This is a genomic window from Nocardia sp. NPDC047038 (assembly GCF_040644075.1).
GTDB classification, from domain to species: Bacteria; Actinomycetota; Actinomycetes; order Mycobacteriales; family Mycobacteriaceae; genus Nocardia; species Nocardia sichangensis.
Genome location: NZ_JBEYVQ010000001.1, coordinates 1,324,066 through 1,339,532, shown reverse-complemented (window position 1 = coordinate 1,339,532; position 15,467 = coordinate 1,324,066). Strand labels below are relative to the sequence as shown.

Here is a 15,467-nt window from a genome sequence, read left to right as displayed (position 1 = left end):
GGCCCGAACACCGCGAACGGCCGGGCTGGTCACGAGCACAGCGAGCCTAGTCACCGCCGCGCACGCCCCTGCTGGTTAGGCAACCCTATCTCGGACAGTTGGCCAGCAAAGGTTGCACGTTCAACCCCGGTGATGCTACCTCTCATCTCTGAGAAAGCGTTCGGGCGGCCGAGTCCGGCCGCGCGCGGACCGTTCCGCGCCGCACATCGCGACACGGAACGATCTTGGGACAAATCGGAGTTTGGAGCGCTGTCGTGACCGATCCCCAATGGCTCGATGACGTCGAGATGCGCGCCTGGCTGGGTTTCGTGCGCACCCGCGACCTCATCGCCGCGGCGGTCGGGCGGGATTCCACCAAGGAGTCCAACCTCACCTACGTCGAATACTCGGTGCTGGCCTATCTGGCCGAGTCACCGGACCACCGGCTCACCTTCGCCGATCTGGCGGCCAAGCTCGAGTGGTCGCAGAGCAGGCTCTCCCACCAGATCACCCGGATGGAGAAACGGGAGCTGGTCGTCCGTGAGCCGATCCCCGACGACGCCCGCCGCACCGCCGCCAAGCTCACCCCGTTCGGCGCCGATGTGCTCACCGACGCCGCGCCCGCGCACGTGCAGAGCGTGCGCAGGCACATGATCGACATCCTCGATCGCCAGCAGCTCGCCGCCCTGGCCGACATCTACGACACCTTGCTCGCGCACCACCGGCGGGCGGCGGCCGAGAACTGACCGCTCAGGCGGGCGTGGCCGCGTGGTCCGCCGGACCGCTTGCCGCGGAGCGGTTTTCGGGCAGCCCGAGCGCTCGCTCGAACCCGGCGGGCACCACCACGTCCGAGCGGTCCAGATCGCCGACGCTCGTCTTGCGCAGACCCAGCAGCGCGGAATCGATGCCGCCGCGCAGGATGTCCAGCACGTTCTCCACGCCGGCCTGCCCGTTCGCGGCCAGGCCCCAGAGATAGGCGCGCCCGATCATGACCGCCCGCGCACCCAGCGCCACGGCCTTCACCACGTCGCTGCCGCGCCGGATGCCGCCGTCGAGCAGCACCTCGATCTGCGCGCCCACCGCGTCCGCCAGCACCGGCAGCGCGCGGATCGCGGCGGGGGTGCCGTCGAGATTGTTGCCGCCGTGGTTGGACACCGAGATCGCCGCCACACCCGCGTCGACCGCACGCAGCGCGTCGTCCACCCGCATGACGCCCTTGAGCAGCACCGGGCCTTCCCACTGCTCGCAGACCCAGCGCACGTCGGCCCAGTCCGGCGCGGGCGTGCCCATCCATTCGCCGTAGGCGCCGAAGAAACCCGGCGCGGGCGCGTCGCCGATGGCCATGTTGGGCGCGGTGAGATCCGGAATGCTGCCCGACCGCGCATAGGTCGCCAGCCACCGGGGACGCGCCAGGGTCTGCGGCGCGAACTTCAGCATCGTGCGCAGGTCCAGCTTCTCCGGGATGACCGGGCTGCCCCAGTCCCGCCCGTGCGAGAACGACCAGTCCAGCGTCAGGATCAACCCGACCGCGCCGGCCCGCTTCGCCCGGTCCATCCGCTGCTGGATCGCGTCCTTGCCGCCACACCAGTACAACTGGAAGAAGGTCGTCGGGTTGGCCGCGATCACTTCTTCGATCGGCTTGCTGGCGAACGAACTCAGGCCCATGGCGATGCCGCGCGCCGCGGCCGCCCTGGCGACGGCGACCTCACCGTCGGGATGCACCGCCTGCACACCGGTCGGCGAGATCAGCACCGGCATCGAAAGCTGTTGCCCCAGTACGTTCGTGGACTGGTCGCGCGCGCCGATCGGCCCGGCCACGTGCGGCGCGAAACCCAGTTCGGTGAACGCCCGCTGATTGTCCTCGATGGTCTGGCCGCGCTCGGAGCCTGCGATCAACGCGCCGTACACCGATTTCGGCAGGCGCTTCTTCGCCCGCCGCTGTGCTTCGGCGACGGTCTCGAACCACGGGTTCATGTTGCGGTCCTTTCCGGGGAGTTCTCCGGCCACCAGTGCCGGGTTCGGTCGAGCAGGTCGGTGCTCAGGTGATCGAGCAGTGCCGCGCCCTCGGCGGCGGTCGCGCCCGCCGGGTCGCCGAGCACGCCGTTGGCGCTGACCGCGCGCACTCCGCCGCTACGCAGCAGCGGCAGCAGTTCGGCCAGCGGGCGGGTGTCCCCGGCCGCGGCGCGGTCGGCGTGCACTCGCTCGGGCGCGAGGGCCAGTTGCAGCGCCGTCTCCGACCGGCCCGCGTGCGGGTCGCCGTCGAAGCGCGGCAGGTACACGCGCACGTCACGCGATTCGGCGCGCAGCAGATCCTCGGCCCGGCGCAGCGGTTCGATGTTGCCGCCGTGCCAGTTGACCAGCAGGATCCGCTCGAAGGTTTCGGTCGCCGAGCGGCACAGCTCGACCACCAGCAGTTCCAGCGCCGCCTGCCCGATCGACAGCGTGCCGGGAAAGCCCGCGTGCTCGCCGCTTGCGCCGTACGGGATCGCCGGTGCGGCGAGCACGTCCGCGCGCGCCGCGGCCAGCCGGGCGCACAATGCCGCGGCGATGTCGGTGTCGGTGGACAGCGGCAGATGCGGGCCGTGTTGCTCGGTCGCGCCGACCGCGACGGCAAGGATCGCACCCGCGGTGGCGCGCACGCCCGCCTCGGGCCAGGTGAGATCCGCCAACATGCGGCGAGATTATCGTCAGTCACTGACAAAATCAAGGGCCGTGGCGGCCGAGCACAATCGAACAATGCTGGAGAACCGGGCCAGGCGCGGCCGCCCACGCGGCACCACCAAACGCGAACTCGAACTGATCGCGATGCGACTGTTCAGCGAACAGGGCTTCGACGAGACCACCGTCGAGCAGATCGCCGTCGCCGCCGGCATCAGCGGACGCACTTTCTTCCGGTACTTCCCCACCAAGGCGGAGGTGCTCTGGTCGCAGTTCGATGATGAGGTCGCCGCACTGCGCGCCGCGTTCGCGACGGTGCCTGACGACGTTCCGATGATGACCGCGGTGCGCCGAGTCGTGGTCGAAGCCAACAACTATCGCGCCGAGGACGTTCCGGAACTGCGCACCCGGATGCAGTTGGTCGCGAACATCCCCGCGCTGGCCGCCACCGCGGGCGCGCACTACGACGCCTGGGAGCGCGCCGTGAGCGCGTTCGCTGCGAGCCGGCTCGGCGAACCCGAGGACGGGCTCATCCCGCTCGCCGTCGGCCGGACCACGCTGGCGGCGGCGCGCGCCGCGTTCGACGCCTGGCTGACCCGCGCGGACGCGGACCTCACGGTGTATTTGGACGAGGCGCTCGCAGCGCTGGAACGCGGATTCGCTACGGTGCCGTGAGGCACTCCCGCACTCGAACATCAGGCGAACAACCGGCAGGTTTCGTCGGCGACTCGGGTGGGGTATGACTAGGCTCGGAATCGGCACGCGCCGAATGCACAGAGATCCCGACTGAACCGTCGAAAGGGGCAGGAGTCCATGTCCGAGGTGTCCATGAGCCTTTCGGCGGATTCCCTGACCGCGGGACCGATCGATCAATTGCTCCCGCAACTCGTCGAGCACCTGCGCCAGAACCGCACCGCGCTGCGCGAAGAGTGGGCCCGCCGCATCGCCGACGCCCAACTGCTCACCGCCATGACCCCGGAGGAGATCTTCTCCGAGGCGACCTCGATCTACGACGGCTACGTCGACGTGCTCGAGACCGGTAGCGTCGAAGCGCTGCAGGCGTACGCGCGGGACCTGTCCGAACGCATCATCCCGAGAGGCGTCGAGACCGACGAGGTCATCGGCATCGTGCTTCTGCTGCGCGACGTGCTCGCACGCAGCCTTTTCGAGAAGTACCAGTCGGACTTCGAACTCCTCAACAAGGTGCTCGACGCCTACGAACCGGCCGCCAACCGCATCGCCAACACCGTGACCGTGTCCTTCGTCCAGGAGCGCGAGCGCGTCATCCGGCAGCAGCAGGAAGCCATTCGCGAGCTGTCCACGCCGGTGCTGCAGGTGCGCGAACAGCTGTTGATCCTGCCCATCATCGGCGTGCTGGACAGTCAGCGCGCCCGCCAGCTCACCGAGCAGTTGCTGCGCGCCATCCGGGCCAACCGCGCGAAGGTCGTCGTCATCGACATCACCGGTGTCCCCCAGATCGACTCCACCGTGGCCAACCATCTGGTGCAGACCGTCGACGCGTCCGGCCTGATGGGCGCGAACGTGATCATCACCGGGTTGTCCTCGGAGATCGCGCTCACCCTGGTCACCATCGGCCTGGATCTGTCGAAGATGAACGCGGTCGGCGACCTGCAGGGCGGTATCGAAGAAGCGGAACGGCTGCTGGGCTACGAGGTTTCCCGCGTGACCGAACGGGTCACCGAACGCGACGGCCGCTGATCGGGCGCGCCACATGCCGGTTCCGATTCTCAAACAAGGGACGTATCTCATCGCGTCGGTGCAGTCGGCGCTGACGGACGCCGATACCGAGCGCCTGCAGGACGACCTGATGAAACAGGTCAGCAAATACCGGGCACACGGCATCATCGTCGATGTCACCGCGATCGACGTGATGGATTCGTTCGCCGCGAGATCGTTGCGTACCATCGCGCACATGACGCAGCTGCGCGGCGCCGAAACGGTGATCGTCGGTCTGCAACCGGAAGTCGCGTTCGCCATGGTGCAGCTCGGTCTCACCTTCGAGGACATGCACACCGCCCTCGATCTGGAAGAGGGACTCGCCTGGTTGGACCGCAAGATCCCAGCCCGTCGCCAGCGAGACGGTCGTGACAGTGGCCGCTGAGAACGTGGTGATCGCGGTCAGGGTGTCCGGAGACATCGTGACCGCACGTCAAGCCGGACGCGAACTGGCAGCGAAACTCGGATTCACCCTCACCGACCGCACGATGATCTCCACGGCGATCTCCGAGATCGCCCGCAACATCACCAGTTACGCGGGCAGCGGCGAGATCCGTCTGCTCGTCGACGACCGGGAGGGCCGTCAGGCCCTGGTGGTGCAGGCCGAGGACCAGGGGCCCGGCATCATCGACATCGCCAGAGCATTGGAGGACGGCTACTCCACCGGACGCGGGCTCGGGCTCGGTCTGCCCGGCGCCCGGCGGTTGATGGACCGGCTGACCGTGGATTCCGCGCCGGGTCGCGGCACGCTGGTGGAGATGTGGAAGTGGGTACCGAACGGTGCATGAGGACGGGTTCATCGGCCGGATCGAGTGGGCGGTGGCCGGACGCGCACTGCCGGGTCAACAGGTCTCCGGTGACCGCGGTGTCGTCCTCGACGCCGGTGGCGGCACCGTCCTCTTCGCGGTCCTCGACGGGCTCGGGCACGGCGCCGCCGCGGCGGACGCGGCCGATCGCGCCGCGCGGGTGCTGTCGGAGAACCGCGCCGAACCGCTGGACGTGCTGATGGTGTTGTGCCATCGGGCGATGGCCGACACCCGGGGGGCGGCGATCTCGCTGGCCCTGTTCGACGAGGGCGACACGGTGCGCTGGCTCGGCGTCGGCAATGTCGAATCGCAGGTGCTCACCGCGGGTCCGGCGGGCAGCCTGAAGGTGCACGCCACCGTCCTGCTGACCGCGGGCATCGTCGGCTATCGCCTTCCGGCCAACCTCCAGCCGCAGTCGGTCGCGGTCCGTCCCGGTGACCTGCTGTTGATGTCCACCGACGGTATCGTCACCGAATCCGCCTCGGCCATCGACCTTTCCAAGTCCACCGCCGACATCACCGCCGACATGCTCGCCCGGCACGCCAAGGACACCGACGACGCGCTGGTGCTCGCGGCGCGGCACCGCGGTGCGGGAGGGACGGCCAAATGAGCGCCCTGCTGGCCGACTTCCTGGACGACTATGGCGATGCGCTACGGCGGCACATGGATTCGCCGACCCAGGCCGGTCTCGCCGAGGGCTACGAGCTGGGCAGGCGGGCCCTGGTCGAAGGCATCAGCCTGCTCGACCTCACGGAGAACCACTTCCGCGTGGTCCAGGAAGCGGAGGAACAGCGGCAGAAGGACGCGGCCACCGAGGGCGGCGAACTCGCGGCACGCCTACCGGAAACCGCGCTGGAATTCCTGTTGCAGACCCTGGTTCCGCTGGACATCGCGACCCGCGGCTATCTGGACGGCACCCGCCGCTACGAGCAGCAGCGCACCCGCGCCGACGATCTCGCCGGACGCGACGCGTTCCGCACGGCGCTGGTGGAATCGCTGCAGGACGGCTTCTTCGTCGCCGACGCGCAGGGCACCATCATCGAGGTCAACACCGCCTTCGGCGCCTTGACCGGCTACGGCGCCGCGGGCATCCCCTATCCGCTGCCGCATCCGTGGTCGAGCCCGGACGGTCCGCGCTATCCCGACCTCGGTACCGAGGCACAGCGCTTCGTCATCCCGATCCGGCACCGCGACGGGCGCAATGTATGGCTCGCGGTGAGCACCAGCGCCCTGATCAAGCCGGAGGACAACGAGCGGATCTTCGTCGGCACGCTCCGCGACATCACCGCCGAACACGACGCGCAGGCGCGCGACCAGGCCGCGTCCCGGCTCGCCACGGCTGTCGGCGCGGCCACCAGTGTGGTCGAAGTGCTCGCCGTCGGGCTCGACGAGCTGCGCCGTACCGTGGGCGCGGAAACGGCGGTGGTGGCGGTGTGGCCCAGCCGCAACGCCGTGCCGGAGGTGTACGTCTCCGGCACAGGCGCCGACCGCACTTCGCACGACGGCGCCGCGTCCCTCGACGACGGGTCGCGCGCCCTGCTGGAGCGGGCCAGACGCAGGCCGCCACGCAGCCTGCTGGCCATTCCGGATGGAGCCGAGAGCTCCGAGGGCATCGTCGCTCCGCTCGGCGAGACCGGCGACGCGGCGGTGTGGTTGCGCTTCGCCGCACCCCGGGCGATCAGTGCCGCGGACTGGACGCTGTTCTCCTTGTTGATCGGTCATCTCAGTCTCGCCGTGCAGCGGGCGCGCAACTTCGACCAGGCCCGCGCCACCTCGCTGACCCTCCAGCGCGCCATGCTCGGCCCGATCGATCTGCCGCCGCGTTTCTCGGTGCACTACGAGCCGGCGCTGCCGCCGCTGGAGATCGGCGGCGACTGGTACGACGTGGTGCCGCTGCGCGACGGCACCATCGGCGTCGTGGTCGGCGACTGCGTGGGTCGTGGCTTGTCCGCCGCGGTCGTGATGGGACAGTTGCGAACCGCCGCCCGTGCGCTGCTGCTGCGCGGCGCGGGACCTGCGCAGCTGCTCGCCGAACTCGACACCGTCGCCGCGCGCATCCCCGGCGCCATGTGCACCACCGTCTGCGCCGCCGTGCTGGACCCGGTGCGCGGTCTGGTCCGCTACAGCAGCGCCGGTCACATGCCACCGATCCTCGCGGACGTCGCCAGGACCGGCAGGCTGCTGGAAGGCGGGCGCTCGGTGCCGCTGGCGACCTTCGATCCGCCGCGCAGGCCGGAGGCCACCACGGCGCTCACACCCGGTTCGACCCTGGTGCTGTTCACCGACGGTTTGGTCGAACAGCGCGGCGTCGACATCGACGAGGGGTTCGCCAAGATCGCTGCGGTCCTCGCCGACACCTCGGGACGGCTGCCGCGCGAAGTGGCCGACGCGGTGCTGTCGCGCCTGCGGCCGTCCGCGGGGTACGACGACGACGTCGCCATGGTGGTCTACCGCCAGCCGCCCGCGCCGCTGCGGCTGGACGTGCCCGCGCGCGCGGACGAGCTCGCGGCCCTGCGGCGCACGCTGAAGGGCTGGCTGGCCGCCGCGGCGGTGCCGCACGACCTGGCCGCCGACCTGGTCGCGGCGGCCAACGAGGCGTGTAGCAACAGCATCGAGCACGCCTACCGCAACGACGCCACCGGCCGGGTGCGGATGTCGGCCACCTGCGACATCGACACCGTCGTCATCGTGGTCGCCGACGCGGGCGGCTGGAAGCCACGGGCATCCGATCCCGGGTATCGCGGCCGCGGTATCGACATGATGCGCGCCCTGACCGAGGAACTCGACATCGACCACTCGGAATCGGGGACGACCGTGCGGATGTCGGTGACGCTGCCCGCGATCACCTTCCCGGTGGCCAATCCGTTGCGCGGGACGAACCGGCGCGTTCCCGGCTGAGGACCCGCCTTGCGCTGAGCGCAGCGGCGGGCCGAACTCCGTAGATCCGGTATTGCATGCCCCGATACGGGTTACCGGATTCCGCCCATTCGCTGACGATCATGCAGAACGCGCCGTCGAACCTGCTGTCCGGGTGGACATAACAACCATAGAGGCGCGGCACGATATCGGGACCGCCCGGCGCCCAGAAAGATCCCTTCACCGGGCGGTAGGTCCAGGCTGTGCGCCAGTTGTCGGTGATCCTCCTGGCCACCTTGACGAAGGCACCGTAGGCCCCGGCGTCGAATCCCGACATCACCCAATTCCCTTGGATCCGCCGCAGTCCGATCTCGCCTAGTTTCGTGTCGTCGGCCAGGATGCCGAAACGCGGATCGCCGCCCGGATCCCGGCCCCAGCCCCAATCCTGTCCGTTCCAGCCCCATCCTTGCCAGGCCGCCGGGTCGATGAGCGCGGCATGGCTCTCGCGTACTCGCCACAGCAGCATGTTCTTGTTCCTGGCCAGTCCGCCGGTGGAGATGACGTAGACGTAGCCGTCGCCACCGCGTTCCCACGAGATCATCGTGCGTTTGCCGCCGTAGGCGCTGGTCGACCACCGCACGGCGGTATCGGTCCAGCTCTCGCCGTTGTCGTCGGAATACCGGATCTCGCACCACCGCTCGTTCGCCAATCCCTGGGTGACCATCACCCACAGATAGATCCGGCTGCCGATGGTGATGGCGTCGCAGGGCAGAACCGTGGAGTACTGGGGATTGTCGTGCGGGTAGTCCCAGAGTTGCCGGGCATCCCGCGCCGCCGATCGGAATTCGATCGGTGCGGACATGTCGTGGGTGCCGCTGCGCAACAGCATCGGGGAACGCCAATTCGGCCCTCCCACCGCGGGTTCGGCGCCGGAGAACGTGTCACCGAGCAGGTACCCGATCTCACCGCTCGGCATGCGGAAGGGGATGAACAGATCCGAGCCTCCGATGTCGGCCATCGGCAGCGGGTTCAGGTTTGCGATCTTGGGCATCGCCGGATCCTGTCGGTTCTCGGAGCGTCGCTGATGGATCGGCTCGTAGGGATCACCGCGAGTGTGCACGGGCTGTACACCAGTATCGGCTGCCGATGGCTGCGACGTTGCTGATTCGGGCGGACGAGGGCACGCGAGAATGCGGAAACCGACTGTGCAGCTTGTATTCCGGCAGCTCGATGCGGTGACAGGCCGCCCTATAGCGGTGGCTTAGGCCGCTTTTCGGGTGCCGCTTCGGATGTGCACGGTGTTCGCCCACGGCTGGGAACGCGCGGGATCAGCCGGTGCCGATCGAACGATCCGACGGTGTCGATTCCATCGGGCCGCGGACCCCCGATGACGTGCGGACGTGCCTTCGCCGCGGTGCGATTCCGCGCCGGTGCGACACCCTCGGCGCGTAGACCGGCCATCACCGCTCCGGACGCCGTGTTTGGGCGGCCGCACAGCGGGTAAATCGCGCACTGCCATACCGGGCCAGCACACCCACGGATCGGACGGAAGGTATGTCCGAAAGAGACACCCCCGACGAAGAACATCCCGCCCCCGATGCCGCGGACAGCGGACACAGCGGCGACATCGCACAACCCCACGGCACCGACGAATCCGGTCCGATCGTCGCCGCCGAGGCCGAAGCCGCCCGTGCGCGCAGTGCGGAGTTCCCCCTGGGCCGACCCGGGCGTCCCTTCGATCGGCGCTCGCCGTTCATGATCGGGATGACCGGAGCCGCCGGTGTCGCGGTGACCTACGCCGCCATTCGCACCGTGCTCGCGGCGGGCCAGACGCTGATCCTGATCGTGGTGGCGTTGTTCCTGGCCGTCGGGATGGAGCCGTTGGTGTCCCGGCTGGTACGGCCCCGGTTCCCGCGCTGGGCCGCGGTGACGACCGTCTACCTGGTCGGGCTCGGCCTGTTCGCCGGATTCCTCGCCGCGGCGATACCACCGCTGGTCACGCAGGGTGAGGCGCTCGCGCACAATGCGCCCGATTACGTCACTCATCTGGCCGACCGCTATCCCTACATCGCCGGCCTCGACCAGCGATTCCACCTGCAAGACCGGCTGCGTCGAACACTCGAATCGGACTCCTCCGGCTTGACCACCGGGGTGCTGGACGCCGGGCGCGCGGTGTTCTCGATCGTCAGCAGCACGGTCGTCATCGCGGTGCTGACCGCCTACTTCATGGCGAACTTCACCCGCGTGCGCGCTTCGGTCTACCGGCTCTTCCCCCACTCGCGCCGCTCCCGCGCCATTCTGATCGGCGACGAGATCTTCGCCAAGGTCGGCGGCTACATCCTGGGCAACCTGGTCATCTCGCTGATCACCGCCGTCCTGACCGGCATCTGGCTGCTCATCTTCGACGTGCCGTACCCACTGCTGCTGGCGGTGCTGGTAGCTGTGCTCGACCTGATCCCGATCGTCGGTTCGACGCTCGCCGGGGTGATCGTCGCGCTGGTCGCGTTGACCGTCTCCCTGCCGGTCGCGGTGGCGACCGTCGCGTTCTTCATCGCGTTGCGCCTGTTCGAGGACTACGTTCTGGTGCCACGCATCATCGGCCGCGCGGTGCACGTACCCGCGCTCGTGACCGTGGTGGCGGTGCTGCTCGGTGGCGCGTTGCTCGGGATCATCGGGGCGTTGCTGGCCATCCCCGTCGCCGCGGCCGTCCTGTTGATCATGCGCGAGACCGTCCTGCCCTCACTCGACGAGCGATGAGCGAGACCGGGTGGCGGCCACATTCCCGGTACCTCGGTATCACCGTGTCCGGCGCAGCATGCGGATGACGGCGCTGTCGATGACCGCCCGCTCCGCGTCGGCGGATCCGGCCCGCTTCGCGCGCCGCAGCGCCGCGGCGACAGTCGTACCGTTCTCGAAGGCGGTCACCACCCGTGGATCGACATAGGACGCCTGGGCGACGGCCGGGGTATTGCCGAGTGCGGCTGCGACCTCGTCCATGACCTCCCGGACCGCACGCTTGCGCGCACGGAGGTTCGACGGCCGTTCGATCGAACCGAGCGCGGCCGCGGCCAGGACGGTCGCCTGCCAGGTGCGCAGGTCTTTGACGCTGCACTCGCAGGCGGCGAGTTCTTGGAAGCGCGCGTTGATGTCGTCGGCGCGCAGTTCGCCGTAGCGGTCGCCGTCCCGGTACACCAAGAGCCGATCGGATCCCGTCCTGCCGCGCTGCAGTGATCGAACGGCTTTGGCCAGCAATGGGTCTCGGACGCTCACTCGTCGCCGGATACCGCCCTTGGCGCGATAGTCGAAGAGCATCTGCTCCCCCGACACCCGGACCTGCTCGCGCAGCAATGTCGCGACTCCCCTGGTGCCGTGCTCCTCGGCGTACTCCTCGCCCCCGACCCGGAACACTCCGCGATCCACCAGATCGATGGCCACCGCTTCCACCCGCCGCCGGGCCGAGCCGCGCAGGGCGAGATCCTCCCGGACCTGCGCGCGGACCTCCGGCAAGCGACCCGCCAAGGCCAGGACCCGGTCGAACTTCTCCTCGTCTCGCTCCTTGCGCCACTGCTCGTGGTACAGGTACTGGCGGCGGCCCGCGGCATCGACGCCGACGGCTTGGATGTGACCGTTCTCCTGCGCGCAGATCCACACCTTTCGCCAGGCCGGCGGAATCGCCAACCCGCGGACGCGCTCCAGTGTCGCGTCGTCCCGCACCGGTTCACCGTGCACGGTGCGATAGCCGAACCCGCGTCCACGCCGGACGCGTCGGAGTCCGCCGTCGTACGGTCGGCTACGACGCAATCGCATGCTCACATCACATAGCTGCCCTGTCCTGGACGGGCGAAACAGTTCGAGGCGCCGGGACCCGGCAGGACGACCCGGCGCGGCACGTGTTCGGTGATCCAGCCGGGAGAGTTACGGGGCCGGCGGGACGAAGGGCTGGTTGACGGTGGTGAAGTACTGCACCAGAGCGGCGACGGCGATCGGCGCGGTGACGAAGAGCTGACCGGCGAGTGTGCCCAGAGCCCCCACGGCCAGGATTCCGCCCAGACAGCCGACGGCGGCGGCCGGGATGAACGGGCCGAACATGCCGACGATCGTCGCGGCCGCGACGGTCGCTCCCGCGATGCCGCCGAGCACGCAGCCGACCAGGCCGCCACCGAGGCCACCGGCGACGGTGCCGATCGCGGCGCCCGTCGCGATGGTGTCCTTCAGCCGGGTGAATGCCGCGACCTCCCGCTCATACGGCGTGCGCCAACGCGCCGAGTCCTCGAACGGCAGGGCGACCGGGCGGTACGCCGCGTGCTCGAGGTCGAACAACGGTGTGAGCGTGGCGGTCCGGCCGCCGATGTCGGCCGCGATCGGGAAAACGAAGTCGTCGACCCGGAATTCCAGCGGCGTGCCCGCGAGCACGGTGCCGTCGTTCGCCGCGATCGCGAACACTCCGTTCTCGGCCTGCAGCGAGCCGGAGTCGATCCGGACGACCACGCTCTCGGCGGAAGCGGTCGCGGTGTAGTTCACGGCTTGCCCACCGGCTTCCGGTGGTGCGGCGCCTACGTTTCCGGCCGGAACGCAGGCAATCGCGACAGCGAGCGTCGATATCGTGGCGATCTTGCGCACAACCATGTCCGTCAGTCCTGCCGCACCGTGCCCAGCACGGCCCCGCTGTTCGCGTCGACGGCGGCCGCCGCGAGCAGCCCGCGCCGACCGGGAAGTACGCGGCGAATAGCGACTTTCATAGGAAAACCTCCTGCGGGAGTAGTGATCTCGAAGACGAAGATCACCTTCGCAAGCGAAGGCTTAAGACAGCCTGAAGTCGCCTGAAAACCGTTTCAGGCAAGCGTTTCTCTGTCATTGTCGGGCCGACGGCGTTAAGGTCGGTGACGGGTCGGGGTTTCCGGGGGTTTTCGCATTCGTTTCCGTCGGTCAGTCCCGACGCTGCCCGCGTCGGCTGTGCCCGCTGCTCAGCTGTCGCCGAGGCGCGAGGGTGGGTGCGCTCGATCCCCTCCGAATGCACCCACCTTCCCCGAGCACATGCTCGCCGCTGCCAGTTGATCGAACCGGTGCCCCAACGCCCGGCCACAAAGGTTCATTCGGCGACGAACTCCGCCTCGCGCTCCACCGCCTCGATGGTCCGGCGCGGCACCTGGATCGGACCGGGCGTGTAGGTGACAGCTCGCAGCGCGCCGGTGTAGCGGAAAGTGCCGCGGCGTTCGCGCAGTTCCCACGCCACAGGACCGCGAGCGTCGACGCCGACGGAAATCCCGGTCCACGGCGACATACCGACCAGCTGGACTCGATCCACCAGCCGCGCGACCTGGACGCCATCGAGCTCGATGACGAAATCCCACCGCAGCCGGGGCCGCACCGTGGCGTGCACGGTGATGTGCCGCGTTCCTTCCGCGAGGGTGCGCGTGGTGACGCTGTCGTAGCGGCCGTAACTGTTGACACCGAACGTCACCCGGCCGTTCTCGAGGTAGAGCACATAGCCGCCCAGCGGGTCGCCGTGCGCGACGAGAACCCCTTCGTCGCCGGACGCGTACCCGGCGAGTTCCGCCTCGATGACGAAGTCCCGATAGGCGATCAGTCGCTGCGAGCGATACCGCTCCAGGGTCGGGGTGCCCGGCAGCAGCCGGACAGGCGCGGAGAATCGGTCCTCCTCCGGCCGCCGCCGTGCCAGATCCTGGCGCGTGAGCAAGGGGAACACGGTATTCGCCCAGGCGGATTCGTCCCATGCGGCGGCCAGTTCCGCGACCTTCTCCGGGAACCGCTCGGAAAGATCGTGCAGCTCCGTCGGATCGGCGCGAACGTCGAACAGCTGCCATCTCGGCTCATCGATATCGGTCCCGGGCTCGTACAGCGACAGCAGTTTCCATCCGTCGCGATAGAAGCCGCGATTGCCGACCATCTCCGAGTACTGCTCGGTGTGCTCGGACACCGCATGGGGGTCACGCAGCGTCCGCACGGCCGAGACGCCGTCGAACTCCTTGGCGGGCAGCCCGTTGCGTACGCCCGGCCGCCGCAATCCGGCCAGTTCCAGCAAGGTCGGCGCGAGATCGGTGACGTAGGTGTACTCGTGCCGGATGCCGTTGTCGCCCGCGCCGCGCGGCAGCCCCTTGGGCCAGGAGATCACGAACGGCACGCGTACGCCGCCCGCGAAGGTCTGGCCCTTGTAGAAGCGGAACGGCGTATTGGACGCCTGGCCCCACCCGCGCGGATAGTGGACACCCAGCTTCGCGGTGCCGATCAGGTCCTCGTCGTGCGGGACGTCGCCGATCCAGTCCGGATCGGTGATGTGGGCGAACTCCGCGAAGTAGGTGCGGGTGCCTTCCGGCCCGCCCTCGGCGGTGCCGCCGTTGTCCGAGGTGAACACCACGATGGTGTTGTCGAGCTCGCCGAGTTGTTCGAGCGTGTCGACGAGGCGCCCCAGGCTCTGGTCGATGCTGTCGACCATGCCCGCGTACACCTCCATGTACCGCGCGAATCGCCGCTGCTGCGCGGGAGTCAGCGAATCCCACTCCGCCGCTTCGTAACCCGGCTCGGTGTTGCGGGGCTTCTGCTGCGTGCCCGCGGGAAAGAGGCCCTGGGCGAGTTGGGCGGCGAACCGGCTCCTGCGCAGATCGTCCCACCCCTTCGCGTAGCGGCCGCGGTATTTGGCCAGGTCCGCGGGCTTGGCCTGCAACGGACCGTGCATGGCGACGTGCGCGAAGTACAAGAAGAACGGCTTGGTGGCGTCGTGCGCGCGCAGATCCTTGAGGTAGGCGATGGCCTTGTCGGTCAGATCGTCGGTGAGGTAGTACCCCTCCGGGTACTCCTCGATGTCGACGACCGAAGAGTCCGACACCAGCTGGTTCGGGTAGTAGAAGGAGTTGAGGCCCTCGAGCGAGCCGTAGTAGCGGTCGAAGCCGCGCTGGGTCGGCCAGGAATCCCGGTGCGCGGCCGGGTTCATCGTGGCGTCGCGCACCAGGTGCCATTTGCCGACGGCATAGGTGGCGTAACCGTTGCCGCGCAGGATCTCCGGCAGTGTCAGCACGTCGTCCGCCAGTTCCAGGCGCAGCCCCGGATATCCGGGATCGGCGTTGGCGACGAAGCCGAAGCCGGCGCGGTGGGCGTTGATGCCGGTCAACAGCGACGCGCGCGACGGCGAGCACAGCGGAGTGGTGTGGTAGTTGGTCAGCCGGAGACCGTCGGCGGCCAGGCGGTCCAGCGTCGGCGTCTCGATCTCGGAGCCGAACGGGCCGATGTCGCTATACCCCATGTCGTCGATCAGCACCACGACGATGTTCGGAGCGCCCTCGGGAGCGGTGGGCGGATAGCTCCACTCCGGTGTCGAATCGGCCGTGGTGCGGCCGACGGAGCCGCCGAAGTCGTCATAGCCGCGAGCATGGGGTGGAACAGGCATTCGTGCAGTCAAAGCCACCTTCGCCCGGG

Annotated in this window: 14 protein-coding genes; 8 read left to right on the top strand and 6 right to left on the bottom strand. The window is 69.0% G+C overall.

The features are described 5' to 3' along the window. Window positions 1-254 precede the first annotated feature (254 nt). Window positions 255-725: a MarR family winged helix-turn-helix transcriptional regulator gene (locus ABZ824_RS06465; protein ID WP_355077485.1), complete on the top strand. Its 471-nt coding sequence runs from the start codon at window positions 255-257 to the stop codon at window positions 723-725. Between the two features lie 4 nt (window positions 726-729). Here the strand turns inward: ABZ824_RS06465 and mftD are convergent, their stop codons facing one another. Continuing rightward, window positions 730-1,953 (bottom strand): pre-mycofactocin synthase MftD, encoded by a 1,224-nt coding sequence (gene mftD, locus ABZ824_RS06460; RefSeq protein WP_356962014.1) that lies wholly within the window; start codon window positions 1,951-1,953, stop codon window positions 730-732. Continuing rightward, a complete protein-coding gene (gene mftE, locus ABZ824_RS06455) occupies window positions 1,950-2,651 on the bottom strand; it encodes a mycofactocin biosynthesis peptidyl-dipeptidase MftE (RefSeq protein WP_355077482.1) in 702 nt (233 codons plus the stop codon). The genes mftD and mftE overlap by 4 nt, the downstream gene beginning before the upstream one ends. Window positions 2,652-2,715: 64 nt before the next feature. On the opposite strand from mftE, the gene mftR reads away from it, so the two are divergent. From mftR to ABZ824_RS06425, 6 genes are all read left to right on the top strand, one after another. Further along, the gene (mftR, locus tag ABZ824_RS06450) at window positions 2,716-3,312 is read left to right on the top strand and encodes a mycofactocin system transcriptional regulator (RefSeq protein WP_356962012.1); all 597 of its coding nucleotides are present in this window, start codon (window positions 2,716-2,718) and stop codon (window positions 3,310-3,312) included. A 138-nt stretch (window positions 3,313-3,450) separates the two neighbouring features. Beyond that, window positions 3,451-4,356: an STAS domain-containing protein gene (locus ABZ824_RS06445; RefSeq protein WP_039798458.1), complete on the top strand. Its 906-nt coding sequence runs from the start codon at window positions 3,451-3,453 to the stop codon at window positions 4,354-4,356. Between the two features lie 13 nt (window positions 4,357-4,369). Next, entirely contained in the window at window positions 4,370-4,759 is a 390-nt protein-coding gene (locus tag ABZ824_RS06440; RefSeq protein ID WP_039798459.1) for an STAS domain-containing protein, read from the top strand. Beyond that, complete coding sequence (locus ABZ824_RS06435) at window positions 4,749-5,162, top strand: ATP-binding protein (RefSeq protein WP_051020806.1); 414 nt, start codon at window positions 4,749-4,751, stop codon at window positions 5,160-5,162. The genes ABZ824_RS06440 and ABZ824_RS06435 overlap by 11 nt, the downstream gene beginning before the upstream one ends. Further along, window positions 5,155-5,790 carry a SpoIIE family protein phosphatase gene (locus ABZ824_RS06430; RefSeq protein ID WP_355077479.1) on the top strand — a complete coding sequence of 212 codons (636 nt, stop codon included), beginning with the start codon at window positions 5,155-5,157 and terminating at the stop codon, window positions 5,788-5,790. Before ABZ824_RS06435 ends, ABZ824_RS06430 begins: the two co-directional genes overlap by 8 nt. Beyond that, window positions 5,787-8,078, top strand: coding sequence for a SpoIIE family protein phosphatase (locus ABZ824_RS06425; protein WP_356962010.1), 2,292 nt, complete (start codon window positions 5,787-5,789; stop codon window positions 8,076-8,078). The genes ABZ824_RS06430 and ABZ824_RS06425 overlap by 4 nt, the downstream gene beginning before the upstream one ends. Here ABZ824_RS06425 and ABZ824_RS06420 read toward each other — a convergent pair. Then, window positions 8,023-9,087 carry a DUF4185 domain-containing protein gene (locus ABZ824_RS06420; protein ID WP_356962009.1) on the bottom strand — a complete coding sequence of 355 codons (1,065 nt, stop codon included), beginning with the start codon at window positions 9,085-9,087 and terminating at the stop codon, window positions 8,023-8,025. The genes ABZ824_RS06425 and ABZ824_RS06420 overlap by 56 nt on opposite strands. A 503-nt stretch (window positions 9,088-9,590) precedes the next feature. On the opposite strand from ABZ824_RS06420, the gene ABZ824_RS06415 reads away from it, so the two are divergent. Further along, a complete protein-coding gene (locus ABZ824_RS06415; protein ID WP_356962007.1) occupies window positions 9,591-10,793 on the top strand; it encodes an AI-2E family transporter in 1,203 nt (400 codons plus the stop codon). A gap of 39 nt (window positions 10,794-10,832) precedes the next feature. Here the strand turns inward: ABZ824_RS06415 and ABZ824_RS06410 are convergent, their stop codons facing one another. From ABZ824_RS06410 to ABZ824_RS06400, 3 genes are all read right to left on the bottom strand, one after another. Further along, the gene (locus ABZ824_RS06410) at window positions 10,833-11,843 is read right to left on the bottom strand and encodes a DNA topoisomerase IB (RefSeq protein WP_356962005.1); all 1,011 of its coding nucleotides are present in this window, start codon (window positions 11,841-11,843) and stop codon (window positions 10,833-10,835) included. A 108-nt stretch (window positions 11,844-11,951) separates the two neighbouring features. Continuing rightward, complete coding sequence (locus tag ABZ824_RS06405; protein ID WP_356962003.1) at window positions 11,952-12,662, bottom strand: hypothetical protein; 711 nt, start codon at window positions 12,660-12,662, stop codon at window positions 11,952-11,954. A gap of 463 nt (window positions 12,663-13,125) precedes the next feature. Then, window positions 13,126-15,438 carry an arylsulfatase gene (locus ABZ824_RS06400; RefSeq protein WP_356962001.1) on the bottom strand — a complete coding sequence of 771 codons (2,313 nt, stop codon included), beginning with the start codon at window positions 15,436-15,438 and terminating at the stop codon, window positions 13,126-13,128. Between the last annotated feature and the right edge of the window lie 29 nt (window positions 15,439-15,467).